The following is a 26,965-nucleotide window of genomic DNA, read 5'->3' as shown; positions in this document are numbered from 1 at the left end:
AGTCACCTCTCAGTTCGCCACGCCGTCAGCGCGGTGGCGTGGCAAAGCCAGTTGCAGCAGGTTGGATTCATTGGCCTGGTCGCGGCTGACTTCGCCGCGCAGGGCGCCTTCGCACAGCACCAGGATGCGGTCGGAAATGCCCATCACTTCCATCAGATCGCTGGACACCACGATCACCGAAATGCCGTCGGCGGCGAGGTTGTGGATGATCTGGTAGATCTCGGCCTTGGCGCCGATGTCGATGCCACGGGTCGGTTCGTCGAGCAGCAAAACCTTCATCGGCATCGACAGCCAGCGGCCGAGAATGGCCTTCTGCTGGTTGCCGCCGGAAAGGAACTTGATCTGCTGGCCGGCGTGCGGGGTTTTCACTTTCAGGGCCTTGATCTGCTTGTCGGCGTTGCCCTTTTCCCACAGGCCACGGATCAGGCAGCCAAGCCCGGAATGCGCACCACGAGCACTGATGTTGATATTCTCGGCGACGCTGGCCAGCGGAATGATGCCTTCCTTCTTGCGGTCTTCCGGGCAGAGCAGAATGCCGGCGGCAATCGCGTCACGGGGCGAACGCAGTTTCAGCTCATGGCCGCGCAATTCAAGGCGTCCGGCGGTGTTGCGCTCCAGGCCACTGAGCAGACGAAACAGCTCGGTGCGCCCTGCCCCGACCAGCCCGAACAGGCCAAGGATCTCGCCCTTGTGCGCTTCGAAACTGATCGGCTCGCGCAGGCCCGGGCCAAGTAAACCGTCGACTTTCAACGCCACGGCGCCACGGGGGCGATGGCGGTAATCGTAGATATCCTGAATGTCGCGACCGACCATGCAGGTCACCAGTTGATCGTGGGTCAACTGGCTCATGTCTTCAAACGTGCGCACGTAGCGGCCGTCCTTGAACACCGTCACGGCGTCGCAGATGCGGAACACTTCTTCCATGCGATGGGACACGTAGAGCACCACTTTGCCCTCATCGCGCAGGCGCCCGATGATCGCCATCAAGCGATCGATCTCGCGCGCCGAGAGGCTGCTGGTCGGTTCGTCGAAAGCGATGACGTGGGCACCACGAGACAACGCTTTGGCGATTTCGACCAATTGGCGCTGGCCCAGCGACAAGCGCCCGACTTTGGTTTGCGGATCGATTTCGTCCGCCAGGCCTTTCAGGCAATTCAAGGCCTTCTGGCGCAGTTCGCTGCGATTGATCAAACCGAAACTGGCCGGCAGATGACCGAGAAACAGGTTCTCGGCCACGGTCATTTCCGGAACCAGATGCAGTTCCTGGTGAATCACCGCGACACCGCTGCCAATGCTGTCGGCAGTCGACTTGAACGCCATCGCCTGCTCGCCGATCTGCAGTTCGCCGCTGCTCGGAATATAGGCGCCACCGAGGATTTTCAGCAGCGTCGACTTGCCCGCACCGTTCTCGCCCATCAAGGCATGAACCTGGCCGGGGTGGGCGACGAAGCTGATGCCATCGAGCGCCTTTACCCCGGGAAAGGTCTTGCCGATCCCGTTGAAGCGCAGGCTGCCGCTGGCGCCATGTTGTTGTTCTTGTGTCTGTACTTGCGCGTGCATAAAGCCACCTCTTCACACCGAAAAACGGCCCGGCTGCCCGGGCCGTCGCTGCCTCAGTTCCACAAGCCGATTTTTTCCAGCTCTTGCTTGAAGTTTTCGCGGGTGATCAGGGTGACGTCATCCATGGCGGTGTACTTCGGCGGTTCTTTGCCGGCGGTGATCCACTCGTACATCATCTCGGCGGTTTTGTAGCCTTCGATGTGCGGACTAGGCAGCATCGAACCGAAGAAACCGCTGTTAGGTTTCTTCAACTCGCCAATGGCGTCGGTGCCGTTGATGCCGATGCCGATAACGTTGCTCGCGGCAAACCCGGCCGCTTCGGTAGCACGCACGCCGCCAAGCACAGTGTTGTCGTTCATGCCGCCGATGATCAGGTTTTTCGCCGCACCCGGCAGTTTCACCAGCGCCGAGTTGGTGGCGTCCATGCTGCCCGGTACGTCGAGGGTTTTCAGCGCGGCGAAGAGGATGTGATCCTCTGGCATACCGGCCTTCTTCAGCGCATCGACCGAACCATCGGTGCGTTTCTTGCCGGTGTCGAGTTCGTTGTAGGTATTGACCACCGCGTAGGTGTCTTTCCAGTCCCAGTTACGCTTTTTCGCTTCGGCAGCCATGGCGGCGCCCTGCTTCTGGCCGACTTCGAACGCGGCCATGCCCAGGTACGGCACGTCTTCCATGAATTTGCCGTTGGCGTCGACGAAACGGTCGTCGACGGCAATCACTTTCAGATCGTTGATCTTGGCCTTGGCCATGATGGCCGGGCCGAGGGACACGTCCGGCGGGCAAATCACGAAACCCTTGGCGCCGTTGGCAGCCAGGCTGTCGATGGCCGAAAGGGTTTTTTCGCCATCGGGCACAGCGATCTTGATCAGTTCGAAGCCCTTGTCCTTGGCGGCTTTTTCGGCAAAAGCCCATTCGGTCTGGAACCACGGTTCTTCGGCCTGCTTGACCAGAAAACCGATCTTCACCGCGTCGGCGGCGAGCAGCGCACTGCTCAGGCTGAACGCAGTGACCGCCAGGGCAGTGCTGCACAGGATACGAATCCCGAAACGACGTTTCATCAGATGACTCCTTGTTATTTTTTTGAGCAAATTAAACAGCTTGTGGCGAGGGAGCTTGCTCCCGCTGGGCTGCGAAGCGGCCCTAAAACCGGTTACCTCGGTCAATCAGACACACCGCATAGCCCGAATTTACGACTGCTGCGCAGCCGAGCGAGAGCGAGCTCCCGCGCCACAGGTGTGGTGGCGTGACACGTACTGCTGCGAAGCTATTTGAAAATAGTCATATCGTATGATGATTGGATTTCAAGCGTAGTTCAGCGCTGGAAATCCGTTCTATTCAGTCGTGGTACATCACCGAGCGACCACCATCGATGGTGATGCACGATGCGTTGATGAACGGTGCTTCATCGCTGGCCAGAAACACTGCCGTCATCGCCACTTCGAGCGGCTGGCCGATGCGCTTGGGCGGGTGCAGGTCGAAGGCGCGCTGCCGCTCGGCGTGCGGATCGGCAAAGCCGTTCCAGTAATCGACGTTCAGCTGGGTTTCGATGTAGCCCGGCGCGATCGCGTTGACGCGAATGCCTTTGGCCGCATATTCGATGCCGAGGGCGCGGGTCAGGCCGAGCAAGCCGTGCTTGGCCACCGGGTACGGAAAGCAGCCAGGAATGATGTGGCTGGAATGAGTCGAGGCGATGTTGATGATGCTGCCGACGCCCTGCTCGATCATTTGCGGCAGCACGGCTTTGCAGCCATACCAGGCGCCATCCAGATCAATGGCGAAGCAACGATGCCAGTCTTCCTCGGTCATCTGCAGCGGATCGCGGAACACATTGACCCCGGCGCAGTTGACCAGCACGTCGATGCGGCCATGCAATTCCACGGCGCGTCTGGCAAGGGCATGCAGGTCCTGCTGATTCGACACATCGACCTTCAGTGCCTGCACGTCATGGCCTTGTGCACGCCAATGGGCGGCGACCTGCTCGACCTTGTCGGCCTGGATATCGCTGATCAGCAGTCTGGCCTGCTGTGAGGCAAAGGCGGCAACGATCGCTTCGCCAATGCCCTGAGCGGCGCCAGTCAGCAGCACAACCTTGTTTTTCAGGCGTTCGCCTTTTGGCGTTGGCGGCACGGCAGGCAATGTGAGCGCTTCACCCATGGTTCAGGCCTCCCGCGCGCAGACGCAAAAAAACCGGGCATCGGTCGATGTCCGGTTTTCACGGCTTGGGAAAAGAAACAGGCAAGCGTCGCCAACGGCATTGAGCCGTGACGAAAGGCGGATCCCGCCTAAGCGGGCGACAAGAATTCGCTGCATCACTTCACCTGTTTTGTTCTTTTTAAGTGTGAGTGCGTGTTACTGCTGGAGCCGACTATAAACCCGACCCGCAAATAATCTCAATATATAATTTTGCATCCCATATCTTGGGATTTAACCGGCAAAACGCGTACAGAGTTTTCCTGCAACATCGACGCGCATGCTCAGCACCGCACCATCGAGTGGATGATTGAGCGGACTTTTTGCACTGGTGATGTACAAGGTTTTCAGGTCTTCACCACCGAATACGCAACTGGTCGGGCGACTGACCGGCAGATCGATTCTGCGATCCACTTGCCCGTCCGGCGTCAGGCGCAACAGGCAACTGCCGTCCCAGCGCGCATTCCACACATAGCCTTCGGCATCCATGGCCGAGCCGTCGGGGCCGCCGTGCTGATCGGATGAATAGAAAACCTGTGGCGCATCGAGACTGCCGTCGGTGCGGATGAAATATCGATTGAGCGTGCTGTCGAGACTTTCGCCGAACAGCAGCGTGGTGCCGTCGTCGCTCCACAGCAGGGTGTTGGGAATGCCCAGACCGAGCAGCAGTGGCGTGACGCGCTGATCGGGATCGACGCGGAACAGGCCACCGGAACGCCGCACGATCGGCAGATCCTCGCCGTGCTCGCCGATGTTGTTCTGCATGGTGCCGAGCCACAAGCGGCCCAGCGCATCACAGCGGGCTTCGTTGGGCCGATTGCCCGGTTGCGGGTCGGCAACGCAGAACAGGGTCAAGCGTGGCTCGAGCCCGGGAGATTCGAGATCCAGTCGATAGACACCGCTGCTCAACGTGACCAGCGCATCGCCGCTGGCGCAGGGAATGAAGGCAGAGATGTGCTCGGGCATTTGCCAGATCTGCACGTTCTGGCCAATCAGCCGCAATGCTTGTTTGCCAGCGATGTCGACCCAGTACAACGCCTGGGTCGGCGCATCCCAGAACGGGCCTTCGCCGAGTAGCGCGCGGTGTTGGGTCAGGGCGGTGCAGGTCATCTGGAATCCTTCATGTTCTTGTTGTTCGCATTGTAGGAGTGAGCCTGCTCGCGATAGCGGTGTATCAGTCGACATCATTGGTAGTGAACCACCGCTATCGCGAGCAGGCTCACTCCTACAGGGGATCTCGGTGTTCAGCTGGCTTTCCGGTCGGCCATGACTTTCGGGTAAAAGCGTTTTATCGCCAGATCGGCATTGTCGATCAAGGTCATGCACGCCCACACGCCACGGGTCGAATCCCGTGCGGCGATGGCGTCGGCCATGTCTTTATGGATCGGCAAGGTGCGACGCAGTTCATCGGGGTCGGCGGCGGAGACTTCGAACGACACCGCCAGCAACGCGCCGAGAGCCGGGACCATTTGTTCGATGAACTGATTATGGCTGGCGGCCAGGATGCATTCGTGGAAAGCCTGGTCGGCGCGGTTGTAATCGATGCCACTATCGACCGCACGCTCCAGCGCATTGAAGGCCAGTTGCACCGCTTCGATCTGCTCCGGGGTCGCCCGTTCACAGGCCCAGCGCACCGCCATCGGCTCAATGGTGCGACGCAAATCCAGCAAGTCATCGACGAAATTTTCCGGCAAGCCATTGCGCGACAGCCAACCTACGACTTGCGGATCGAACAGATTCCAGCGCCGCACCGGCAATACCCGCGTGCCGACTTTCGGCCCGACTTCGAGCATGCCTTTGGCGACGAGGGTTTTGATTGCTTCGCGAATCACCGTACGGCTGACACCGAGTTGCTCGCCCAGATCCGCTTCGACCTTGATGGTCTGCCCAGGTTTGACCTGGCCAGCGGCAATCCAGCTGCCCAGCCAGTCAACGGTCGACGCATGAAAGCTGCTGGACATGGACACCTCAAGGCGAATCGCGATGGGTGACTACGCTAATCATCATACGAATAACAGTCAACCGGGATTTTCCGCTGGAACACGAAACAGATGTAGGAGTGAGCCTGCTCGCGATAGCGGTGTACCAGTCAATGCAAATATCGACCGTCATACCGCCATCGCGAGCAGGCTCACTCCTACAGGGGATTTATTCAGGGTTCGAGACCGATGCGAAAGAACTCGCCGCCGCTCCACACGCCGAGCCAGCGCTGACCATCGATCTCGCGGCTCACCGCCAGTTCCACCAGCTGATAAAACACATTGCGGTGAATCAGCGCTTCCAGATTGCTGCGCACATGCACATAGGGCGCAGGCTCCTGGGTCTCAGGATCAATCTCGACGCGAATCGGATGCTCGGGTCCCGCTTCGGTGATTTCCTCGACATTGGTAGTGAAGCGCAAAAGCTGCGTCTCGCCCTCGCCTTCTACTTCCACGGCAACCGCTACGAACGGCGCATCATCAACCCTGATCCCGACCTTCTCGACCGGGGTGATCAGGAAATAATCATCGCCGTCGCGGCGGATGATGGTGGAGAACAGTTTGACCATCGGCTTGCGCCCGATCGGCGTGCCCAGGTAATACCAGGTGCCGTCGCGGGCGATGCGCATGTCGATGTCGCCGCAGAAATCCGGGTTCCACAAATGCACCGGTGGCAGGCCTTTGGTCTTGGGAATCTGTCCCAGCAGGTCATTGGCTGTTTGCGGGTCACTCATGGCGTACTCCTTGATTACTGGTCGCCGATCCCCAGCAGGCTGCGTGCGTACTGCGCCAGCGGCGGACCGATGAGGTCTTCGGGTTTGGAGTCATGGAACGTCAGTAAACCGCCACGACTCTTGATCCGTGCAGTATCAATCAAATACTGGGTGCTGGTCTCGATCAACATGATCTGAATCACGCCGCCGTCGATACCGAGGCGATCCACCGCTTCCTGATCCAGCCACTCGTCGGAGTTGCCGATGCGGTCGTCTGCCTTGGCGAAACGTGTGTAGAGCAGGTAATGCGCGCCGGCGTCGCGGGCTTCGCCCATTGCCTGGTCGAGGCCTTCCGGCGCACGGGCGCGGCGGACCATCGGGAAGTATTCGACGAAGCCCTTGAAGGCTTCTTCGGCGACCACGTTCGGCCGTGGATAGGAACCACCCGGCGGCGCGAATGCGCCCTGGGCGATGAAGATGAACGAGTCCGGCTGAATGCGGATATTGTTCACCCGGCGGCTGTCGCTATGGTCCAGAAGTCCCGCATCGCTCATGTGATAGCGAGTGCCTTCGGCCATGTCGCTGACATTCATGCAGCCGCCAAGCGCCAAAACGGCCAGCAGCAAAACCAGGCTACGCATCCTATTCCTCCAGAAGCCGGTGTCGGAAAACCGGCGAATGGCCGTTGGATGCAGCTTTTGCGCCAGCTCGGCTAATTCAGTCACAGAGGCATTCGCGAGCAGGCTCGCTCCCGCAGGGAAATGCATTTTCAAGGTGGGAGCGAGCTTGTTCGCGAAAGCGGTAGATCAGCCGCCAATAATCTTCATGACCGTAGCGCCGCCAGAGAACGCCACCTCCTGCTTGTCACCCAACGCCTTGACCAGCAAACGTTGCAGCGCCGGCAACGCCTGATGCCGCGGCTTGTCGAGCAAATCGCCGACGTAGTGACGGTTGCTCGACGACAGGCAGCCATGCAGCCAACCGGTCGACGACAGGCGCAAGCGCGAACAGGTGCGGCAGAACGGCACGCTTTCGTTGGCGATCACGCCGAAGGTGCCGCGACCGGGAATCGCGTAGCGTACGGCCGTGGCATCCACAGGCGCGTCGGTCTGAGCGTATTCATAACGTTCGCCGATCAGACCGAGCAACTGCTCAAGGCTGACGAACTGCTGCAGGAAGGCGTTCGAGTCTTTGGCCAGGTGGCCCATGCGCATCAATTCGATGAAACGCAGTTCAAAGCCGCGTTCCAGACAATAATCGAGCAGCGGCATGACCTGATCGAGGTTCTGCCCGCGCAACGGCACCATGTTGACCTTGATCTTCATCCCGGCGGCGGCAGCCTGATCCATGCCATCGAGTACGCTGGCCAGATCGCCGCCACGAGCGATGCTGCGAAAAGCAGCGGCATCAAGAGTATCGAGGGAAACGTTGATTCGACGCAGACCGGCATCCACCAGCAGCGGCAGTTTTTTCGCAAGAAGTTGACCGTTGGTGGTCAGGCTGATGTCGTCGAGGCCCATCTGGCCGACGGCAGTCATGAACGATTCGAGCTTGGGGCTGACCAGCGGCTCGCCGCCGGTGATGCGCAGGCGCTCGATGCCGGCCGCCTCGATCAGGTATTCGACGCCCCGCGCCATGGCTTCGGCCGACAGTTCATCCTGCGCAGCGACCAACCGCTTGCCGTTGGGCACGCAGTAGGTACAGGCATAGTTGCAGGCAGAGGTCAGGCTGATGCGCAGATTGCGAAAACGCCTGCCTTGACGGTCAACGATCATGAAACACTCCGGCGAAAGAAAGTCGAGCGCGCAAAACTTGACTGAGAAATCAGGTTTTAGCAAGCCCTATGCCTGAGTATATTCCTGCGCTACTGCGCCATGTAGCGAAAACATGGCGCAATCAGATCGCTGAATGGCTCAAGTGCTCGGCGTTTCCGGGTCGCGCTTGCGCTTGTTGCCCATGCGCACGCCGATGTCCATCAGGAACTGGAAGAAGCCTTCCTGATCTTCCAGCACGTTGCTCCAGAACGGCGAGTGATACAGCGCCACCGCGCCGTGTACCAACGCCCAGGATGCGCAGTAGTGGAAGTACGGCGGCACGTCTTCGAGCTTGCCTTCGCTGATGCGACCCTTGATCAGCAGGGTCAGGCGTTCGAAGTTCGAGGCACGGATCTTGTGCAGTTCCTCGACCATCTCCGGCACCTGATTGCCCTTGACCACTTTCTCTTCGAGGCGGTCGAACAGGCGATAGCGCTGCGGGTCGCGCATGCGGAATTCGAAGTAGGCGCGGGACAGCGCTTCCTTGTCCTTGTCGACATCGGCCGAATGCAGCAGCTCGTTCAGATCGCGCTCGTAATCGAGCATCAGGCGCAAGTAGATCTCGGCCTTGGATTTGAAGTGCTTGTAGATCGTGCCTTTGCCGATACCCACGGCATCAGCAATCATCTCGACGGTGACACTGTCTTCACCCTGGTCGAGGAACAGCTTGAGCGCGGTATCGAGAATTTCCTGCTCGCGGCGACGAAATTCACGGACCTTACGAGGTTCTTTATGCATAAGAAAAAGGTCTGAAGGGTCAAAATTCGAAGCCGCGTATTATGCCTAACTTGCACAAAAAAGCACGGTTCATCGACCAAATCTGTGTTTCTTGTTCATTTCGAGAACGATTTGAGCGCAATGAGAACTCAACTGAAGCAAACGTATTCCAAATTTGTTTAAAAACCCCGACCGGCTCACTGGACTGAACGCCAGACTGATCAATACTTGAACTGTCGGCCGACATCTCCCCCAAGTGTCGCGCCGGTAAAGGCACCAACGGACCGCGTGCCTTTGTTTTACTCCTAATGGTCTTAACCCGGATTCACCCCCCAGAACCCGGGTTTTTTTTGCCTGCGATTTGGTCAGCCGTCACAGGGCAGATTTAACACTCGCCAGCGGGAACAGACGCCTGAAGTTTTCCGTGGTCTGCTCGGCAAAGCGCTCGTAGTTCTCACCACGCAGCATCGCCAGAAACTCCGCGACTTCGCGCACGTACTGCGGCAGGTTCGGCTTGCCGCGATAAGGAATCGGCGCCAGATACGGCGAATCGGTTTCCACCAGCAGGCGATCGGCCGGCACTTTGCTCGCCACATCGCGCAGCGCGTCGGCGTTGCGGAACGTAACGATGCCTGACAGGGAAATGTAATAGCCCATGTCCAGCGCCGCTTTGGCCATGTCCCAGTCTTCGGTGAAGCAATGCAACACGCCGGCCTGGGGCAACGCCGCTTCGCGCAGCAGTTGGAGGGTGTCGGCACGCGCGCCGCGAGTGTGGATGATCACCGGCTTACCGGTCTGCTGCGCCGCCTGCAGATGCAGGCGAAACGACTCCTGCTGCAATTCGGCGGCTTCCGGCTCGTAGTGATAGTCGAGGCCGGTCTCGCCGATTGCCACCACTTTCGGGTGGTTGAGTTCGTGCAACAACCAGTCAAGCGCCGGTGCCGCGCCTGGCTGCACATCCAGCGGATGCACGCCCACCGAGCAGTCGACGTCGGCATAACGCTCGGCGAGGGCTTTGACGTCGGCGGCGTTGTCGGCACTGACGCCGATGCACAGAAAATGTCCGACCCCGCGCTCACGGGCCGCAGCAAGTGCGGCATCCAGCGAGCCGTCATGGGCGGCGAGGTCGAGGCGATCAAGGTGACAATGGGAATCTACGAGCATAAAAAAGACTGCAACTTACATCGTATGAGTGGGACGGTCGGATTTAAGCGCTCCGGCCAGGTGAGTTTCGATGCGACTGCGCGCGGTGTCGTCACCGTCGTTGAATTGCACGCCGACGCCGGCGGCGCGATTGCCTTGTGCGCCTTTGGGAGTGATCCAGGCGACTTTGCCGGCGACCGGAATCTTTTCCGCTTCGTCCATCAGGTGCAAAAGCATGAACACCTCGTCGCCCAACCTGTAGCTTTTGTTGGTCGGGATGAACAGACCACCGTTCTTGATGAACGGCATATACGCGGCGTAAAGCACCGACTTGTCCTTGATGGTCAGGGACAGGATGCCGTTACGAGGCCCCGGGCTGACAGGTTCAATCATGTTCACCTCCACTGCTGATCTTCAGAGTCTAGGTACACATTCTTATCTTTGACCAGGCAATCCCACCCATTGCACCAACAACGCTTCCAGCAACAGCGCCGGATTGAGGTTGGCCTTGCTCAGGACTTTCTGCCGTTGGGCGAGAATCCAGTCCTGAATCTCCAGCACTTTGCCCTGCGCGCTTTTCTGCGCCAGATATTGCACAACCTTGCGCATATCGGCCAGGCCAAGGCCGGCTTCGTCCTGGGTCAACTGATAGCGCAGGATCAGGCTCGACCAGTCGCAGAACCAGTCGAACAGACGCAGCATCGGAATGCTTTTCCACTCTTCCGCCAGCTGCGTCGGCGATTGCTGCCCTTTGAGCAACTTCTTCACGCCTTCGACCACTAGCGCGCGCTGTTCACGCACGCCCTGGGCTTGCAGGCTGACCGCCATCAGCGGCGAGCCGGCGGCGAGGGTCAGCAGTTCGACGCGTTCTTCTTCGGCGCAATCCGGCAGCGCCTGAGCCAGCCACTCCAGGCTCATCGCCTCGCCCGGCAGCGGGCAGGCCTGCTGCACGCAACGGCTCTTGATGGTCGGCAACAAACGGCTCGGCTGATGGCTGACCAACAGCAGCACGGTATCCCCTGAGGGCTCTTCGAGGCTTTTCAGCAAGGCGTTGGCAGCGTTGATGTTCATCGACTCGACCGGCTCGATCAGCACCACTTTGCGCCCGCCGAGCTGCGCGGTCTGCACGACGAAACTGACCAGATCACGAACCTGATCGACCTTGATCGCCTTGTCCGCTTCTTCCGGCTCCAGAATGTAATTGTCCGGGTGACTGCCGGCCTTGAGCAGCAGGCAGGATTTGCACTCGCCACAGGCCTCGGGGGTTGGCCGCTGGCACAGCAGGCTGGCCATCAAACGTTCGGCAAGCGCACGTTTGCCGATCCCGGCAGGGCCGTGCAGCAGATACGCGTGGGCGTGCTGACTTCGTCCGGCCAATTGCTGCCAGAGGTTGTCCTGCCATGGATAGGCCTCAGCCACGGGCCAGCTCCAGCAGATTCGGCAGCAAGGTGTCCAGCGATTGCTGGACCTTGGCCAATGGCTGACCGGCATCGATGCGCACATAGCGCGAAGGGTCGGCTTCGGCGCGTTTCAGGAACGCATTGCGCACGCTTTCGAAAAACGCCCGCCCTTCCAGTTCGAAACGGTCCAGTCGACCACGGGCACTGGCACGGGCCAGACCGATTTCCACGGGCAGATCGAAAATCAGCGTCAGATCGGGACGCAAGTCGCCCTGCACGAAAGTCTCCAGAGTGGCGATGCGCTCCAGCGACAAACCCCGACCGCCGCCCTGATAGGCGTACGTCGAATCGGTGAAGCGATCACACAGCACCACGGCGCCACGGGCCAGCGCCGGGCGAATCACCTCTGCCAGATGCTGCGCGCGAGCGGCGAATACCAGCAACAACTCGGCGTCCGGGTGCATCACTTCGTCGGCCGGTGTCAGCAACACCTCGCGAATCCGCTCGGCCAGTGGCGTGCCACCCGGCTCACGGGTGAGCACCACTTCGATACCGGCGGCGCGCAGGCGCTCGGCGAGGTATTCGCGATTGGTGCTCTTGCCCGCGCCTTCCGGGCCTTCCAGGGTAATAAACAAGCCAGTCACAGGCAGTCCTTCATCAAAGTCATTGCGCGTTCTGCGATGCAGCGGCGTCCGGTTCTTGGGCTGGCGCCGGATCTTGCGGCGGCGCTTTCGATGGCACTTCGGGCAGTGCCTCGGGCGCGGTGTTCGGCGAAGCGGCCGGAATCGCCTCATCGGTGGTCGGCGCCGTTTCCGGCGCGTTCACTGGCGCCGGGCTGGAACGGTAATCGGCACGGCGTTTGAGCTGGTACTCGCGCACTGCGTTGTTGTGCGCATCCAGATCATCGGAAAACACATGGCTGCCATCGCCACGGGCGACGAAATACAGGCTGCTGCCCTCCACCGGGTTGAGCGCAGCATGAATCGCCTCGCGTCCGACCATCGCAATCGGCGTCGGCGGCAAGCCGGGAATCACGTACGTGTTGTAAGGCGTCGGCTCTTTCAAATGCGCGCGGGTCAGTTTGCCGGTGTAGCGATCACCGAGGCCATAAATCACCGTCGGGTCGGTCTGCAACTGCATGCCCAGCGCCATCCGCCGCACAAAGACGCCGGCAATCTGGCCGCGTTCCTGCGGTACGCCGGTTTCCTTCTCGACCAGTGAAGCCATGATCAGCGCTTGATAGGGTTCGGAGTAAGGCACATCGGCGGAACGCTGCGACCACTCTTTGGCAAGCACTTCGTCGAGGCGGTCAAAGGCCTTCTTCAGCAGCTCGGCATCGGACATGCCGCGCACGAAACGATAGGTGTCCGGGAAGAACCGGCCTTCAGGGAACAAGCCCTTGTGGCCAATCTTGGCCATGACGTCGCCGTCGCTCAGACCGTTGAGGGTCTGCTCGAGCTTGTCGTCCTTGGCCAGGGCGGCGCGCATTTGATGGAAAGTCCAGCCTTCGACCAGAGTCAGGCTGTACTGAACCACGTCGCCGCGCTTCCACGAATCGATCAGACCGTTGACGGTCATGCCCGGCTGCATGCGGTACTCGCCGCTGTGAATCGGCGTGCCGGCGAGGTTGAAGCGCCAGTAGACGCGCAGCCAAAACGCGTCCTTGATGACGCCATCGGTCTCGAGTTCAAGGAAGGTACGGGTCGGAGTGGAGCCTTTCGGCACATCCAGCAGTTGCTCCTGCGGGATGTTCAGGGGCTGTTCCAGTGCCGAGTGAATTTTCCAGGCGCTGGCGCCCAACAGCAGCCCTGCCAGAACCAGTCCGGTTTCCAGCAGCAGCAAAAGTTTACGTCTCACGAATCAAGCATCCAGTAGCGCACGGGCAATGGTTTGCAGTTTACGGGTGAGCGGGCCAACCGGCCAGCTCAGTGCGGCACAGGCGCGTACCGGCCAGACGCCATAAACGCTGTTGCAGACAAACACTTCATCAGCCCATTGCAGGTGATCGAGGCTGATATCGGCGATTTGCGCAGGGATGGCCAGTGACTCGGCCTGAAACAATATTTCCGCGCGCATCACACCAGCGACGCCGCAGCGCTTCAAGTCGGGCGTGATCAGACCACCGTCGCGCACCAGGAAAATATTGCTGAACACGCCTTCGACGACGCGCCCGGCCTGATCGAGCATCAGGCCCTCGGCGTGATCGCTGTCCTGCCATTCGGCTCGGGCGAGAACCTGTTCCAGTCGGTTCAGATGTTTTAGCCCCGCCAGCAGAGGCTGCGTGGACAAGCGGGTGTTGCAGGGAAAGAGGCGGATGCCGTGTTCGGCGTGGGCAGCGGGATAAGCCGCCGGCGGATTGCCTTGCAGAATGCGTCGGCCCTGTGCCGCAGGGTCGGGTGCATAACCGCGCAGACCGTCACCGCGAGTGAGGATGAGCTTGAGCACGCCCTCGCCCATCGCTGTCGCATAGCTCAGCAGCTCGTGGCGAATCAGCTCGATATCGGTAGAGATGGCCAGACGCATACAGCCCTCGGCCAGACGCGTCAGGTGCCGATCCAGCAGGATCGGCCGACCACTGCGCACAGCAATGGTCTCGAACAGACCATCGCCGTAGGCCAGGCCGCGATCTTTCAGCGACAGCGCGTCAGCCGGTTGACCGTCGACCCAGCTCTCCATCAGCCCGCGAACCGGCGGAACGCCAGAGTGCCGTTGGTGCCGCCAAAACCGAAGGAGTTGGACAGCACGACATCGATATCCATATTGCGCGCAGTGTGCGCGACGAAATCGAGATCGCAGCCTTCGTCCGGCTCATCGAGGTTGATGGTCGGCGGTGCTACCTGGCTGTTGATCGCCAGCACGCTGAAGATCGCCTCGACGGCGCCCGCTGCACCCAGCAGGTGACCGGTCATCGACTTGGTCGAGCTGACCGCCAGCTTGTAGGCGTGATCGCCGAACACCGACTTGATCGCGTTGGCTTCGGCAAGGTCGCCGGCCGGGGTCGAAGTGCCGTGAGCGTTGATGTACTGCACTTGATCGACATTGATCTTCGCATCGCGCAGGGCATTGGTGATGCAGCGTGCGGCACCGGCGCCGTCGGCGGGTGGCGAGGTCATGTGGAACGCATCGCCACTGGTGCCGAAACCGATCAGCTCCGCGTAGATCGTCGCGCCGCGCGCCTTGGCGTGTTCGAGTTCTTCAAGAACCAGCGCACCGGCGCCGTCGGACAGGACGAAGCCATCACGGCCCTTGTCCCATGGACGACTGGCGCGGGTCGGCTCGTCGTTGCGGGTCGACAGCGCACGGGACGCGCCGAAGCCGCCCATGCCCAGGCCGCAAGCGGCCATTTCCGCACCGCCGGCAATCATCACGTCGGCTTCGTCATACATGATGTTGCGCGCGGCCATGCCGATACAGTGCGTACCGGTGGTGCACGCGGTGGCGATAGCGTAGTTGGGTCCCTGTGCGCCCAGATGGATCGACAGGAAGCCGGAAATCATATTGATGATCGAGCCAGGCACAAAGAATGGCGAGATTCGCCGAGGACCGGTCTCGTGCAGGGTGCGACTGGTTTCTTCGATGTTGGTCAGACCGCCGATACCCGAACCCATGGCCACGCCAATGCGCTCACGGTTGGCGTCGGTGACTTCCAGACCGGCGTTGCGCACGGCTTGAAAACCTGCGGCGAGGCCGTACTGAATGAACAGGTCGAGCTTGCGCGCTTCCTTGACCGACAGGTACTCCTCGACATTGAAGCCTTTGACCGAACCGCCAAAGCGGGTCGAATAGGCAGAAAGGTCGGTGTGTTCGATCAGACCAATGCCACTGCGGCCAGCCAGAATGCCCTGCCAACTGCTCGGCACATCCGTGCCCAGTGGCGACAACATACCCATACCGGTGACTACGACGCGTCTACGCGACACAGCACTCTCCTTTTTCAAATGACGACTTTGCATCAGGCCTAAAGAAAAAACCGCACGCCATGATGGCAGTGCGGTTTTTCCATGACAGCAAGCAACGATTACAAACTATTACGCCTGGTGGCTGGTAACGTAGTCGATTGCAGCTTGTACAGTAGTGATCTTTTCAGCTTCTTCGTCAGGGATTTCGGTCTCGAATTCCTCTTCCAGAGCCATCACCAGCTCAACGGTGTCAAGGGAGTCGGCACCCAGGTCTTCTACGAAGGAAGCGGTGTTGACCACTTCTTCTTCTTTAACACCCAGTTGCTCGGCAACGATTTTCTTGACGCGCTCTTCGATGGTGCTCATACCTTGTTTTCACTCCTAATGGACAAATTCAGGCAGCTGGCCAGTGGGTAAGTGTATAGAAAGACTTTTCAGCTTTTCAACTGAAAGCTTCACTCCTCAAACCCTGCGGCCCTCTGCCTATAAATAGATTGCAGCTTTATAACGGATTTTAGACAGCTCGTATGACATTTTTTTGAAGCAATCCGTCACATTTTACTTACATGTACATCCCACCGTTCACCGGGATTGTAGCCCCGGTAACGTATGCCGCACCGTCGGATGCAAGAAAAGCGACCACGGACGCGATCTCTTGAGCTTGCCCCAGACGACCCAGCGGAATCTGCGTCTGCAAGGCTTCACGCTGTGCTTCAGGCAGCTCGCGGGTCATATCGGTGTCGATGAACCCTGGGGTTACCGAGTTGACCGTAATCGAACGCGAACCGACTTCACGCGCCATCGCCCGGCTGAAACCTTCCAGACCGGCCTTGGCGGCTGCATAGTTTACTTGGCCGGCGTTGCCCATGGCACCCACCACCGAGCCAATACTGATAATTCGACCCCAACGTGCCTTGGTCATGCCGCGCAGAACGCCCTTGGACAGGCGATACAGACTGTTCAGGTTGGTATCGATCACGTCGTACCATTCGTCGTCTTTCATGCGCATCATCAGGTTATCGCGGGTGATACCGGCATTATTGACCAGAATCGCCACCGGCGCACCGAACTGCTCCTGAATGCCCGCCAGCACGGCGCTGACCGACTCGTCGCTGGTGACGTTGAGTTCGAAACCGGCACCCTGGATGCCGTTTTCCTTCAGGGTCGCAGCAATGCGCTCGGCGCCCGACGCGGAGGTCGCGGTGCCAACAACGATGGCGCCCTGACGACCCAGTTCCAGTGCGATGGCCTGGCCGATACCGCGGCTTGCACCGGTGACCAGTGCAACTTTACCTTGCAGACTCATGCAAGTTTCTCCTGATTCAGGCCTGCGCTGCACGAGCGGCAGCGAAGGCGTCTGGGGTATTGAGATTGGAAGTCGAAACGCCTTCGGCGCAACGTTTGTTCAGGCCGGCCAGAACTTTGCCCGGGCCGCATTCGACCAGATTCGTGGCGCCCTTGCCCGCCAGGGTCTGCACCGATTCAACCCAGCGCACTGGCTTGTAGAGTTGTTCCAACAGATCACGCTTGAGGGTTTCCAGATCGGCCGGCACTTGTGCGCTGACGTTCTGGACGACCGGGATCTGCGGCGCCTGCCAGTCGATGGCAGCGATCGACTCAGCGAAGCGCTCGGCAGCCGGACGCATCAGTTCACAGTGCGATGGCACGCTCACCGGCAACGGCATGGCGCGTTTGGCACCACGGGCCTTGCAGCCTTCGATGGCGCGCTCGACGGCTGCCTTGGCGCCGGCGATCACCACTTGGCCTGGCGAGTTGAAGTTCACCGCGCTGACGACTTCGCCTTGCGCCGCTTCGGCGCAGGCTGCCAGCACATCGGCATCTTCCAGACCGAGAATCGCGGCCATGCCGCCCTGCCCGGCCGGCACCGCTTCCTGCATCAACTGGCCACGGCGCTCGACAAGCTTGACCGCGTCAGCCAGGGTCAGGCTGCCGGCGGCGACCAAGGCACTGTATTCACCCAGGCTATGACCGGCGACGAATGCCGGACGCGCGCCACCTTCAGCCAGCCACAGACGCCACAGGGCGATCGATGCGGTCAGAATGGCCGGCTGGGTTTTATCAGTTTGATTGAGCAGCTCTTCCGGGCCCTGCTGGGTCAATGCCCACAGGTCATAGCCCAGCGCAGCAGAGGCTTCTTGAAATGTTTCGAGGATCAGCGGATGTTGCGCGTCCAGCTCGGCCAGCATGCCGAGGGACTGCGAACCCTGTCCTGGAAAGACGAATGCGAGGGAAGCAGACATGTAACAAGCCCCTAATGATCTTGTCGTCGGAAAATAACGTCCCGCTCGGGACGGGAGAAACTGACAGTTTGGATGGCCCTTTGAACCGGGCGGTCACATTTAAGCATTGTCCGACGAAAACGCCTAAGACAACAGATCCTCCAGACGACCGTGGAGGCGCTCGGGCAGGTTCTCCTGAATCTCGATCAGCGCCCGCTGAATCGCACTCTGAAAGCCCTGCACCCCGGCCGATCCGTGACTTTTCACGACGATGCCCTGCAAGCCGAGAAAGCTTGCGCCATTATGTCGCGCCGGGGCCAGATCGGCCTGCAGACGCTTCATCAACGGCATCGCGAGCGCACCTACAGCGCGAGAAGCCAGGTTTTTCTTGAACAGAGCCTCGATGCGCGCCGCAATCATCGTCGCCAGCCCCTCGCTGGATTTGAGCAGAATATTGCCGACGAAACCGTCACAGACCACCACATCGGCCTCGCCGCGATACAAGCCGTCGCCTTCGATGAAGCCGATGTAGTTGATCCCGCGCGCAGCCTGCAACAGCGTCGCCGCCAGTTTGACCTGCTGATTGCCCTTGATGTCTTCGGTGCCGATGTTCAGCAATGCCACACGCGGACGGGCAATCCCCAAGGTCTGCGCAGCCACCGAACCCATCACAGCGAACTGCAACAGGTGCTCGGCACTGCAATCGACGTTGGCGCCAAGATCGAGCAACTGGCAATAACCGGTCTGCGTCGGAATCGCCGCCACCATGGCCGGACGATCAATGCCGGGCAGCGTCTTCAGGACAAAACGCGACAACGCCATCAACGCCCCGGTATTGCCGGCACTGACACAGGCCTGCACCTGGCCATCGCGGAGCAATTCGAGGGCGACACGCATCGACGAATCCGGCTTGCCACGCAGGGCCTGGGCAGGTTTTTCGTCCATGGTGATGACTTCGCTGGCCGGAACAATCGTCAGGCGCGCGCGATCGGCAGCCGATTGGCCGTGGATCAGTTCTTCAAGAAGGGAGGGTTGACCGACGAGGGTCAGGTGCAACGAGGGCGTAGCAGACAGGCAAGCGAGACTGGCCTGAACAATGCTGCGGGGACCGAAGTCCCCGCCCATTGCGTCAATCGCGATGACTTGAGCGGACAAGTGATTACTCGTCAGCGCCCTTGTCGATCACTTTACGGCCACGGTATACGCCTTCTGGCGATACGTGGTGACGCAGGTGAACTTCACCGGTGGTTTTTTCTACAGACAGGGTGCTAGCCTCGAGAGCGTCGTGCGAACGGCGCATGTCACGGGCAGAGCGGGATTTTTTGTTCTGCTGAACAGCCATAATTGATTAACTCCTAAACGTTTGGGTCACGCTTTAACTGCGCCAATACACTGAACGGGTTGGACCGCGTTACCTCGTCCTCGCTCGGTTCGGGCTCATCTGCTCCCGCCGGCTGCTGGCATTCTTCCGGATGATGAGCAGGCACAATGGGCAAGGCGAGCAGAAGCTCCTCCTCGATCAGTGACTGCAGATCCAATGGATCTTCGCCCAGTTCCAGCACGTCATAACCTTTCGGCAACGACTGGGTATTCGCACCCTCCTTCACCACCGCGTAACTGCATTCGCTGTGGATCGGCAGGGTGACCAGCTCAAGACAACGCTGGCAAACCATTTTGACTTCGGTGTCGATAAAGCTGTGGATGACCACAGACTTACGTTCATCTCGTTCAAAAACGAATTTGGCCTGCACCGTACCGACATCGTCGGAAAGCGGGTCGCAGAGTCTCTTCAAATCGGCCAGCAGCAGTTCACCTTGAAGGGTGGTGCCACGGTCAGCCAATTTGCGCGGGTCAACGTGAGGTGGAATCGGGTCATTCAACATAGGCGCAGCATTATAGGGATGCACCCACCCATGTCAAAGGAAATTGTGCCCTGTCCGTCACTTGCGCGCCTCCGCTAGAATCCGCACCTGCCTCAGGAGACGTCCATGCTGCCTTTATTACTCGCTTCAAGCTCGACTTATCGCCGCCAATTGCTCGCCCGCCTGCACCTGCCGTTCGTCTGCAGCTCACCGGACATCGATGAAAGTCATCGCCCGGGCGAGTCCGCGCTCGGCCTGGTCAAACGTCTTGCCGAGGAAAAAGCCCGGGCCTTGGCGGACAGCCACCCTGCTCATCTGATCATTGGCTCGGATCAGGTCGCCGTCCTCGGCGAACAGATCATCGGCAAGCCGCACACCTTCGAAAAGGCCCGCGATCAGCTGATGGCCGCCAGCGGCGCGAGCGTGACCTTCCTCACCGGCCTGGCGCTGTTCAACAGCCAGACCGGGCAATGCCAGGTCGACTGCGTGCCGTTCACCGTGCACATGCGCCGGCTGGACCAGGCGCGCATCGAACGCTATCTGCACATCGAGCAGCCGTACGACTGCGCCGGCAGCTTCAAGGCCGAAGGCTTGGGTGTAAGCCTGTTTCAATCGACCGAAGGTCCGGACGCCACCAGCCTGATCGGCCTGCCGCTGATTCGCCTGATCGATATGTTGCTGGCCGAAGGTGTGCAAATCCCTTAAAAGCAAAAGATCGCAGCCTGCGGCAGTCCTACAGAATCGGCGTCACCGCAAAAAAAAGCGAGTGAACATTAATCCTGTAAGAACTGCCGCAGGCTGCGATCTTTTGATCTACCGGCAATTTACCGCAACGAAGGCCCGTGGAAACCCATCCACATCGCCAATTGCTCCGCCACGCTGGCACCAAGCTTCTTCGAGAAACGATCGAACGGCGATTCCTGCACAGTGAAGTCCACCAGTTCCTTCTCGCCAATCACATCACGCGCCACCGAACTGGCACTGCCCAGGCCGTCGATAAGGCCCAGCGGCAGCGCCTGCTCACCCGACCAGACCAGCCCGGAAAACAGCTCCGGATGCTCTTTGTCTTTCAGGCGCTCGCCACGACCCTGCTTGACGCTGTTGATGAACTGCTTGTGCGTAGTGTCGAGCACGCCTTGCCAGAACGCTGTTTCTTCAGGCTTTTGCGGCTGGAACGGATCGAGAAACGCCTTGTGCTCGCCGGAGGTGTAGGTACGACGCTCAACACCCAGCTTTTCCATGGTGCCGACGAAACCGTAACCCGCCGCTGTCACGCCGATCGAACCCACCAGACTGGCCTTGTCGGCGTAAATCTGGTCCGCCGCGCTGGCGATGTAGTAAGCACCGGAGGCACCTAGATCGGAAATCACTGCGTAAAGCTTGATCTCCGGGTGCAGAGCACGCAGACGCTTGATCTCGTCATAGACATAACCCGACTGCACCGGACTGCCGCCCGGGCTGTTGATGCGCAGGATCACGCCCTTGACCTTTTTGTCTTCGAAGGCCGCGCGCAGGCTGCCCACGATATTGTCGGCGCTGGCTGGCTCCTTGTCGGCGATTACGCCGTCGATCTCGATCAACGCCGTGTAGTTCGGGCCGCGGGTGGCGCTTTTTTCCATGTCCATCAGCGGCGTGAACAGCAGCAGCGCAACAAACAGATAAACAAACGTCAGCAGCTTGAAGAAAATCCCCCAGCGCCGCGAACGGCGTTGTTCCTGCACACCAGCCAGCAGAGTTTTTTCCAACAGCTTCCAGCTTTTCGCGTCACCGTCGTCGGCACTTGCCTTGGCCGGTGCTTTCCATTCGTCGGTCATGCCATCTACCCCAGCAAAAACGTATTAAGCCCGCTGACCCAGCCAGGCATGCAATTCAGAAAAACGGTCGATCGACAGCCGCGGCTCAAACTGCTGCAGGGACTCGATCGATTGCGCGCCATAACTGACCGCCACCGAATCCATTCCCGCATTGCGCGCCATCAGCAGATCGAACGACGAATCACCGACCATCAACGCCTGCTCCGGGCGCACGCCGCAGTGGCTGACGATCTGCTCAAGCATCAGAGGGTGCGGCTTGCTGGCAGTTTCATCGGCGGCACGGGTGATATCGAAATAATCTTCCCAGCCATTGGCCTTGAGCACACGATCCAGTCCGCGCCGGTTTTTGCCGGTCGCCACCGCCAGGTGATAGCCCTGTTCGCGAAACGACGCCATCGACTCGACCACGCCTTCGAACAGCGGCGAAGGCACGGCCTCGGCAGCGATGTAGTGATCGGCGTAGTACTCGCGAAAAGCGAGCAGTTCTGCGTCGCTGATTTCGGGGTACAGGGTGCGAATCGCTTCCGGCAATCCGAGGCCGATGATGCCTTTTACGGCGAAGTCATCGCGCAGCTCGAAACCGGAACGGCCGGACGCCGAATGCATGGCCTCGACGATCCGGTGAATGGAATCGGCGAGGGTGCCGTCCCAATCGAAAATCAGCAGTTTGTAATCAGATGGGCGCACTCAATCGCTCCACGGTCTTGGCCCACATTTCGTCAACCGGTGCTTGCAGGGTCAGCTTGCCGCCATCGGGCAGCGGCACAGTCAGCATGTAGGCGTGCAGGAACAAGCGCTTGCCACCCAGATCGCGGATTTCCCTGGTGAAATCGTCGTCGCCGTACTTGCTGTCGCCGGCAATGCAATGCCCGGCGTGCAGGGTGTGCACACGAATCTGGTGGGTACGCCCGGTAACCGGTTTGGCCTCGACCATGGTGGCAAAGTCGCCGAAGCGGCGCAGCACCTTGAACACGGTCAGAGCCTCCTTGCCTTCATCGTTGACCTCGACCATGCGCTCGCCGGAACGCAGATTGCTCTTGAGCAATGGCGCACGGACTTGCTTGATCGATGTTGCCCAGTTGCCGCGAACCAGTGCCATGTAGCGCTTGTCGACGCCATCGCCGCGCAGTTGCTCGTGCAAGTGGCGCAACATGCTGCGCTTCTTGGCGATCATCAGCAGGCCGGAGGTGTCACGGTCGAGACGGTGAACCAGTTCCAGCTCCTTGGCATCGGGACGCAACTGACGAAAGGCTTCGATCACCCCGAAATTCAGCCCGCTGCCGCCGTGAACCGCAATGCCGGCGGGCTTGTTGATCACGATCAGGGCTTTGTCTTCGTAGACAATCGACGCTTCCAGCCGCTGCAGCAGCCCCTGGGCCAGGGGCACCGGCTCGTCGCGCTCAGGAACGCGAACCGGCGGCACGCGCACGATATCGCCGGCCTGGAGCTTGTATTCGGGCTTGATCCGACCTTTGTTCACGCGCACTTCGCCTTTGCGCAAAATGCGGTAAATCAAGGTCTTGGGCACGCCTTTGAGCCGGGCGAGGAGAAAGTTGTCGATTCGTTGGCCGGCATACTCCGGCGAGACTTCAAGCAGTTGAACGCCTGGAGTCGAAGGGGCAGTAGTTGTCATGCTGCGGATGATAACAATTTTTATGGAATTGAAGCACTTAATCATTGCTGCTATAGTCGCGAACGCCGCCAAAAGCGGCCTGGACAGCGGAACCACGGTCAAAGACCGGCCCTGACCAACGCAATTCACCAGGGCGCGAGGCCGTCCTACGGGGCTTTCGCTACGTAACGGTGGAGTTTGCGGTTGTAACGAGCGCAGGTGACATGAGGCCTGAATTACACCGCCGAGCAGAGTTCTCACTCGCCCGGCAGGCAACATTCGAGGCCAGTTCACAAAGTGCAGTCGACTGCGAATGACCCCGAGCGAATGTTTCGGAAACATCGCCTGAATTAGCCATGATGCGTGACCTCCCCTTTCGGAGCTCACGGTAAATGCCAACCCGCTGCGGATTCTGCGCGCGGCAGCACCCGAATTATCAGGGATACGTGTAGGGTGGAGATGCACAACCGCCGGACTGTGTAGCAACAAGCTTTGATCAAGACGCTTCATCTCGTCCACAGCCGCTGGTTGATTCCTCCTCCTGACTGAGTGCTTAAGTAGCCACAGCAAGCAGGACGCGTACGTCGCGGTATCGGCCCAATTGGCCGGACATCGCTGGACACGGGAATGGCCAACCACTCCCGACGCACCTGACACCGACCGTGAGAAGTCGTGTGTGCCGAACGCCGTTTCCGGCAGCCCGGAAACCGACGGTACTACATGAAAAGAATGCTGATTAACGCAACTCAACCCGAAGAGTTGCGTGTTGCACTGGTAGATGGCCAGCGCCTCTACGACCTGGACATCGAATCCGGTGCACGCGAGCAGAAGAAGGCCAACATCTATAAAGGCCGCATCACTCGCATCGAACCAAGCCTTGAGGCTGCCTTTGTCGATTTCGGCTCCGAGCGCCACGGCTTCCTGCCCCTCAAAGAAATCTCCCGCGAATACTTCAAGAAAGCCCCCGAAGGCCGCGTCAACATCAAGGACGTCCTGAGCGAAGGCCAGGAAGTCATCGTTCAGGTCGAGAAAGAAGAACGTGGCAACAAGGGCGCCGCCCTGACCACCTTCATCAGCCTGGCCGGTCGTTACCTCGTGCTGATGCCGAACAACCCGCGTGCCGGCGGCATCTCCCGTCGCATCGAAGGCGAAGAGCGCAACGAACTGCGTGAAGCGCTGAACGGCCTGGTCGCTCCGGCCGACATGGGTCTGATCGTGCGCACTGCCGGCCTGGGCCGCAGCAGCGAAGAAATGCAGTGGGACCTCGACTACCTGCTGCAACTGTGGACCGCCATCAAAGAAGCTTCGCTGGATCGCTCCGCGCCATTCCTGATCTACCAGGAAAGCAACGTGATCATCCGCGCCATCCGCGATTACCTGCGCCAGGACATCGGCGAAGTGCTGATCGACAGCGTTGAAGCCCAGGACGAAGCCCTGACCTTCATCCGCCAGGTGATGCCGCAGTACGCCAGCAAGATCAAGCTGTACGAAGACAGCGTGCCGCTGTTCAACCGTTTCCAGATCGAAAGCCAGATTGAGACCGCGTTCCAGCGCGTCGTCGAACTGCCTTCCGGCGGCTCCATCGTCATCGATCCGACCGAAGCCCTGGTGTCCATCGACATCAACTCGGCGCGCGCCACCAAAGGCAGCGACATCGAAGAAACCGCCCTGCAGACCAACCTTGAAGCCGCCGAAGAAATCGCCCGTCAGTTGCGCCTGCGCGACATCGGCGGCCTGATCGTCATCGACTTCATCGACATGACCCCGGCCAAGAACCAGCGCGCCGTGGAAGAAAAAGTCCGTGAATGCCTGGAAGCCGACCGCGCCCGTGTGCAGATCGGTCGCATCTCGCGCTTCGGCCTGCTGGAAATGTCCCGTCAGCGCCTGCGTCCATCGCTTGGCGAAAGCAGCGGCATCGTCTGCCCGCGTTGCAACGGCACCGGCATCATCCGTGACGTTGAATCGCTGTCGCTGGCCATCCTGCGCCTGATCGAAGAAGAAGCCCTGAAGGACCGCACCGCCGAAGTTCGCGCGCAAGTGCCGATCCCGGTCGCCGCGTTCCTGCTCAACGAAAAACGCAACTCGATCACCAAGATCGAACTGCGCACCCGTGCCCGCATCGTCATTCTGCCGAACGATCACCTCGAAACGCCGCACTTCGAAGTTCAGCGTCTGCGTGATGACAGCCCGGAAGCCGCGACCAACCAGTCCAGCTACGAAATCGCTGCGGCAGCTGCCGAAGTCGAAGAAGTCCAGCCAGCCGCCGCCACCCGTACCCTGGTTCGCCAGGAAGCTGCGGTGAAGACTGCGCCGGCCCGCGCCAACGCGCCGGTGCCGACTGAAGTTGCCCCTGCCGCCCCTGCTCCGGCACCGGTTGCCGCGCCTGAGCCAAGCCTGTTCAAAGGTCTGGTAAAGTCGCTGGTCAGCCTGTTCGCCACCAAGGAAGAGCCAGCCGCACCGGTTGCCGTTGCAAAACCGGCTGCCACCGAGCGTCCAGCGCGTAACGAAGAGCGTCGCAACGGTCGTCAGCAGAGCCGCAACCGTAACGGTCGCCGCGATGAAGAACGCAAGCCGCGCGAAGAACGTGCCCCACGTGAAGAGCGTGCGCCGCGCGAACCGCGTGAAGAGCGTCAGCCACGTGAAGTCCGTGAGCCCCGTGAAGCTCGCAGCGAAGCACCGGTTGCTCGCGAAGAGCGCGCACCACGTGCCCCGCGTGAAGAACGTGCACCGCGCGCACCGCGTGAAGATCGCAAGCCGCGTGGCGAGCGTGAAGAACGCGTACGTGAACTGCGCGAGCCACTGGACGCCGCGCCAGCCGCAGCCGCAGCCACCGCTGCCGTGTCGGCTGAAGAGCGTCCGGCCCGTCAGCCACGCGAAGAACGCGCTCCGCGTCCGCCGCGTGAAGAACGTCAACCGCGCGCCGAACAAGCCGCTGCTGCCGTCGCTGAAGAAGAAGTGAACACCAATAACGAAGAGCAACTGCCGGAAGACGGTCAGGACAGCGCCGAAGGCGATCGTCCACGTCGTCGCTCCCGTGGTCAGCGTCGTCGCAGCAACCGTCGCGAGCGTCAGCGTGATGCCAACGGCAACGTGATCGAAGGTTCGGAAGAATCCGAGTCCGCTGAAAACGCTGGTGAGCCAAGCACTGCCGATCTGGCCGCTGGCCTGGCGGTCACCGCCGCCGTTGCCAGCAGCACCATCAGCGCGCCGGCTGAAGCCCAGGCCCACGAGCAGGCTGAACGCGCCACCGCCGCCACACTGGAAACTGCTCCAGTCGAAGCGCCGGTTGTCGAAGCCACCACTCCTGTGGAAGTGACCGCTGCACCGGAAATCGAAGTGGCCCCGGTTCGCGAAGCCCAACCTCAGGCTGAAGCGGCGGCTGAACCAGAAGCTACCGTTGAAGCGCCAGCTGCCGTCACTGAGCCAGCGGTTGAAACCGTCACTGAAGACGTGACCAAAACCGTGCGTGAAGTTCGCGAAGAGCAGACTGCGTTCAACTGGGTTGCCGAGCCAGCCGTCACCGAAGCGCCAGCGCCAGTCGCTGAAGTCGAAGTGCCGCAGGCCATAGTTTCCGAGCCAGTAGTTGCAGCGGCCGAACCGGCTCCAGAGCCAGTGGTTGAAGCACCAGCTGTCGAAGCACCGGTTGCGAAAGCTCAGGTTGAAGAAGCACCAGCCGTAGTCGAAGCGCCTGCCCCAGTGGTTGAAGCACCGGCTCCGGTCAGCGCCCTGACGCCAAACGGCCGCGCGCCAAACGACCCGCGTGAAGTGCGTCGTCGCAAGCGTGAAGCCGAGCGTCTGCAGAAGGAAGCCGAACTGGCTGCCGCTGCGGCGCCAGTGGCTGCAGAACCGGCCGCTGCGGTTGAAGTGGTCGAGGCAGCCCCTGCCCCGGTCGCTGAAGAAGCTTCGGTTGAAGCGGTGATCGCTGAAGCACCACGCTCCGTTCAGGACGCGGTCGAGCAGCGCGAAGAAGCCCAGGAAAAACAGCACGAGCCTAAACCACTCGTGTAATTCCTGAAGCCATT

Annotated in this window: 27 protein-coding genes; 2 read left to right on the top strand and 25 right to left on the bottom strand. The window is 60.2% G+C overall.

What is annotated here, in order from left to right:
- Positions 1-9: 9 nt before the first annotated feature.
- From araG to BLU71_RS02200, 22 genes are all read right to left on the bottom strand, one after another.
- The gene (araG, locus tag BLU71_RS02305; protein ID WP_042610712.1) at positions 10-1,560 is read right to left on the bottom strand and encodes an L-arabinose ABC transporter ATP-binding protein AraG; all 1,551 of its coding nucleotides are present in this window, start codon (positions 1,558-1,560) and stop codon (positions 10-12) included.
- A 53-nt stretch (positions 1,561-1,613) separates the two neighbouring features.
- Positions 1,614-2,618, bottom strand: a complete 1,005-nt coding sequence (locus BLU71_RS02300) for a substrate-binding domain-containing protein (RefSeq protein WP_083352219.1) — start codon at positions 2,616-2,618, stop codon at positions 1,614-1,616.
- Positions 2,619-2,895: 277 nt separating this feature from the next.
- A complete protein-coding gene (locus BLU71_RS02295; RefSeq protein WP_083352218.1) occupies positions 2,896-3,714 on the bottom strand; it encodes an SDR family oxidoreductase in 819 nt (272 codons plus the stop codon).
- A gap of 270 nt (positions 3,715-3,984) precedes the next feature.
- Positions 3,985-4,860 carry an SMP-30/gluconolactonase/LRE family protein gene (locus BLU71_RS02290; protein ID WP_083352217.1) on the bottom strand — a complete coding sequence of 292 codons (876 nt, stop codon included), beginning with the start codon at positions 4,858-4,860 and terminating at the stop codon, positions 3,985-3,987.
- 134 nt (positions 4,861-4,994) lie between these two features.
- Positions 4,995-5,711 (bottom strand): FadR/GntR family transcriptional regulator, encoded by a 717-nt coding sequence (locus BLU71_RS02285; RefSeq protein WP_039760144.1) that lies wholly within the window; start codon positions 5,709-5,711, stop codon positions 4,995-4,997.
- A gap of 191 nt (positions 5,712-5,902) precedes the next feature.
- Entirely contained in the window at positions 5,903-6,463 is a 561-nt protein-coding gene (locus BLU71_RS02280; protein WP_083352216.1) for a DUF1285 domain-containing protein, read from the bottom strand.
- A 14-nt stretch (positions 6,464-6,477) separates the two neighbouring features.
- Positions 6,478-7,083, bottom strand: coding sequence for a DUF4823 domain-containing protein (locus tag BLU71_RS02275; RefSeq protein WP_024013915.1), 606 nt, complete (start codon positions 7,081-7,083; stop codon positions 6,478-6,480).
- A gap of 165 nt (positions 7,084-7,248) precedes the next feature.
- Positions 7,249-8,217, bottom strand: coding sequence for a GTP 3',8-cyclase MoaA (locus BLU71_RS02270; RefSeq protein ID WP_041479439.1), 969 nt, complete (start codon positions 8,215-8,217; stop codon positions 7,249-7,251).
- A 138-nt stretch (positions 8,218-8,355) separates the two neighbouring features.
- Complete coding sequence (locus BLU71_RS02265; protein ID WP_016770981.1) at positions 8,356-8,994, bottom strand: TetR/AcrR family transcriptional regulator; 639 nt, start codon at positions 8,992-8,994, stop codon at positions 8,356-8,358.
- Between the two features lie 351 nt (positions 8,995-9,345).
- Entirely contained in the window at positions 9,346-10,137 is a 792-nt protein-coding gene (locus BLU71_RS02260) for a TatD family hydrolase (protein WP_083352215.1), read from the bottom strand.
- Positions 10,138-10,152: 15 nt separating this feature from the next.
- Complete coding sequence (locus BLU71_RS02255) at positions 10,153-10,509, bottom strand: PilZ domain-containing protein (RefSeq protein ID WP_016770983.1); 357 nt, start codon at positions 10,507-10,509, stop codon at positions 10,153-10,155.
- A gap of 42 nt (positions 10,510-10,551) precedes the next feature.
- A complete protein-coding gene (locus tag BLU71_RS02250; protein WP_064361463.1) occupies positions 10,552-11,535 on the bottom strand; it encodes a DNA polymerase III subunit delta' in 984 nt (327 codons plus the stop codon).
- A complete protein-coding gene (tmk, locus tag BLU71_RS02245) occupies positions 11,528-12,160 on the bottom strand; it encodes a dTMP kinase (RefSeq protein WP_042610705.1) in 633 nt (210 codons plus the stop codon). Before tmk ends, BLU71_RS02250 begins: the two co-directional genes overlap by 8 nt.
- A 19-nt stretch (positions 12,161-12,179) precedes the next feature.
- A complete protein-coding gene (mltG, locus tag BLU71_RS02240; protein WP_083352214.1) occupies positions 12,180-13,373 on the bottom strand; it encodes an endolytic transglycosylase MltG in 1,194 nt (397 codons plus the stop codon).
- A gap of 3 nt (positions 13,374-13,376) precedes the next feature.
- On the bottom strand, positions 13,377-14,192 hold the full coding sequence (pabC, locus tag BLU71_RS02235) for an aminodeoxychorismate lyase (protein WP_083352213.1): 816 nt from the start codon (positions 14,190-14,192) through the stop codon (positions 13,377-13,379).
- On the bottom strand, positions 14,192-15,436 hold the full coding sequence (gene fabF, locus BLU71_RS02230; RefSeq protein WP_038860467.1) for a beta-ketoacyl-ACP synthase II: 1,245 nt from the start codon (positions 15,434-15,436) through the stop codon (positions 14,192-14,194). Before fabF ends, pabC begins: the two co-directional genes overlap by 1 nt.
- 108 nt (positions 15,437-15,544) lie before the next feature.
- Positions 15,545-15,781, bottom strand: coding sequence for an acyl carrier protein (gene acpP / locus BLU71_RS02225; protein WP_003175607.1), 237 nt, complete (start codon positions 15,779-15,781; stop codon positions 15,545-15,547).
- Positions 15,782-15,977: 196 nt separating this feature from the next.
- Positions 15,978-16,721 (bottom strand): 3-oxoacyl-ACP reductase FabG, encoded by a 744-nt coding sequence (fabG, locus tag BLU71_RS02220; RefSeq protein ID WP_016770989.1) that lies wholly within the window; start codon positions 16,719-16,721, stop codon positions 15,978-15,980.
- 16 nt (positions 16,722-16,737) lie between these two features.
- On the bottom strand, positions 16,738-17,676 hold the full coding sequence (gene fabD / locus BLU71_RS02215; protein WP_083352212.1) for an ACP S-malonyltransferase: 939 nt from the start codon (positions 17,674-17,676) through the stop codon (positions 16,738-16,740).
- A gap of 123 nt (positions 17,677-17,799) precedes the next feature.
- Positions 17,800-18,810: a phosphate acyltransferase PlsX gene (gene plsX / locus BLU71_RS02210; RefSeq protein WP_083352211.1), complete on the bottom strand. Its 1,011-nt coding sequence runs from the start codon at positions 18,808-18,810 to the stop codon at positions 17,800-17,802.
- 4 nt (positions 18,811-18,814) lie between these two features.
- Positions 18,815-18,997, bottom strand: coding sequence for a 50S ribosomal protein L32 (rpmF, locus tag BLU71_RS02205; protein ID WP_003179396.1), 183 nt, complete (start codon positions 18,995-18,997; stop codon positions 18,815-18,817).
- A 13-nt stretch (positions 18,998-19,010) separates the two neighbouring features.
- On the bottom strand, positions 19,011-19,538 hold the full coding sequence (locus BLU71_RS02200) for a YceD family protein (RefSeq protein WP_003204262.1): 528 nt from the start codon (positions 19,536-19,538) through the stop codon (positions 19,011-19,013).
- Between the two features lie 105 nt (positions 19,539-19,643).
- Here BLU71_RS02200 and BLU71_RS02195 point away from each other — a divergent pair, with 105 nt between their 5' ends.
- Positions 19,644-20,222, top strand: coding sequence for a Maf family protein (locus BLU71_RS02195; protein WP_083352210.1), 579 nt, complete (start codon positions 19,644-19,646; stop codon positions 20,220-20,222).
- A 119-nt stretch (positions 20,223-20,341) separates the two neighbouring features.
- Here BLU71_RS02195 and sppA read toward each other — a convergent pair whose 3' ends face one another.
- From sppA to rluC, 3 genes are read right to left on the bottom strand one after another with little or no spacing between them, the layout of a single operon-like run.
- Complete coding sequence (gene sppA / locus BLU71_RS02190; protein WP_083352209.1) at positions 20,342-21,331, bottom strand: signal peptide peptidase SppA; 990 nt, start codon at positions 21,329-21,331, stop codon at positions 20,342-20,344.
- Between the two features lie 24 nt (positions 21,332-21,355).
- A complete protein-coding gene (locus BLU71_RS02185; protein ID WP_083352208.1) occupies positions 21,356-22,018 on the bottom strand; it encodes an HAD-IA family hydrolase in 663 nt (220 codons plus the stop codon).
- Positions 22,005-22,964: a 23S rRNA pseudouridine(955/2504/2580) synthase RluC gene (rluC, locus tag BLU71_RS02180; protein WP_064361456.1), complete on the bottom strand. Its 960-nt coding sequence runs from the start codon at positions 22,962-22,964 to the stop codon at positions 22,005-22,007. The genes BLU71_RS02185 and rluC overlap by 14 nt, the downstream gene beginning before the upstream one ends.
- Positions 22,965-23,663: 699 nt before the next feature.
- Between rluC and rne the strand changes: the two genes are divergently transcribed.
- Positions 23,664-26,951, top strand: coding sequence for a ribonuclease E (gene rne / locus BLU71_RS02170; RefSeq protein ID WP_083352207.1), 3,288 nt, complete (start codon positions 23,664-23,666; stop codon positions 26,949-26,951).
- Positions 26,952-26,965 lie beyond the last annotated feature (14 nt).

Origin of the sequence: Pseudomonas moraviensis, from assembly GCF_900105805.1 — a bacterium.
GTDB classification, from domain to species: domain Bacteria; phylum Pseudomonadota; class Gammaproteobacteria; order Pseudomonadales; family Pseudomonadaceae; genus Aquipseudomonas; species Aquipseudomonas moraviensis_A.
Note: the sequence above shows the minus strand (reverse complement) of the source record. Positions and strands in the feature narration are given on the sequence as shown.

Coding starts and splice junctions, on each gene's coding strand:
- araG (WP_042610712.1), bottom strand. CDS start 1,560: ATGCACGCGCAAGTACAGACACAAGAACAACAACATGGCGCCAGCGGC.
- BLU71_RS02300 (WP_083352219.1), bottom strand. CDS start 2,618: ATGAAACGTCGTTTCGGGATTCGTATCCTGTGCAGCACTGCCCTGGCG.
- BLU71_RS02295 (WP_083352218.1), bottom strand. CDS start 3,714: ATGGGTGAAGCGCTCACATTGCCTGCCGTGCCGCCAACGCCAAAAGGC.
- BLU71_RS02290 (WP_083352217.1), bottom strand. CDS start 4,860: ATGACCTGCACCGCCCTGACCCAACACCGCGCGCTACTCGGCGAAGGC.
- BLU71_RS02285 (WP_039760144.1), bottom strand. CDS start 5,711: ATGTCCAGCAGCTTTCATGCGTCGACCGTTGACTGGCTGGGCAGCTGG.
- BLU71_RS02280 (WP_083352216.1), bottom strand. CDS start 6,463: ATGAGTGACCCGCAAACAGCCAATGACCTGCTGGGACAGATTCCCAAG.
- BLU71_RS02275 (WP_024013915.1), bottom strand. CDS start 7,083: ATGCGTAGCCTGGTTTTGCTGCTGGCCGTTTTGGCGCTTGGCGGCTGC.
- BLU71_RS02270 (WP_041479439.1), bottom strand. CDS start 8,217: ATGATCGTTGACCGTCAAGGCAGGCGTTTTCGCAATCTGCGCATCAGC.
- BLU71_RS02265 (WP_016770981.1), bottom strand. CDS start 8,994: ATGCATAAAGAACCTCGTAAGGTCCGTGAATTTCGTCGCCGCGAGCAG.
- BLU71_RS02260 (WP_083352215.1), bottom strand. CDS start 10,137: ATGCTCGTAGATTCCCATTGTCACCTTGATCGCCTCGACCTCGCCGCC.
- BLU71_RS02255 (WP_016770983.1), bottom strand. CDS start 10,509: ATGATTGAACCTGTCAGCCCGGGGCCTCGTAACGGCATCCTGTCCCTG.
- pabC (WP_083352213.1), bottom strand. CDS start 14,192: ATGGAGAGCTGGGTCGACGGTCAACCGGCTGACGCGCTGTCGCTGAAA.
- acpP (WP_003175607.1), bottom strand. CDS start 15,781: ATGAGCACCATCGAAGAGCGCGTCAAGAAAATCGTTGCCGAGCAACTG.
- fabG (WP_016770989.1), bottom strand. CDS start 16,721: ATGAGTCTGCAAGGTAAAGTTGCACTGGTCACCGGTGCAAGCCGCGGT.
- fabD (WP_083352212.1), bottom strand. CDS start 17,676: ATGTCTGCTTCCCTCGCATTCGTCTTTCCAGGACAGGGTTCGCAGTCC.
- rpmF (WP_003179396.1), bottom strand. CDS start 18,997: ATGGCTGTTCAGCAGAACAAAAAATCCCGCTCTGCCCGTGACATGCGC.
- BLU71_RS02200 (WP_003204262.1), bottom strand. CDS start 19,538: ATGTTGAATGACCCGATTCCACCTCACGTTGACCCGCGCAAATTGGCT.
- BLU71_RS02195 (WP_083352210.1), top strand. CDS start 19,644: ATGCTGCCTTTATTACTCGCTTCAAGCTCGACTTATCGCCGCCAATTG.
- sppA (WP_083352209.1), bottom strand. CDS start 21,331: ATGACCGACGAATGGAAAGCACCGGCCAAGGCAAGTGCCGACGACGGT.
- rluC (WP_064361456.1), bottom strand. CDS start 22,964: ATGACAACTACTGCCCCTTCGACTCCAGGCGTTCAACTGCTTGAAGTC.
- rne (WP_083352207.1), top strand. CDS start 23,664: ATGAAAAGAATGCTGATTAACGCAACTCAACCCGAAGAGTTGCGTGTT.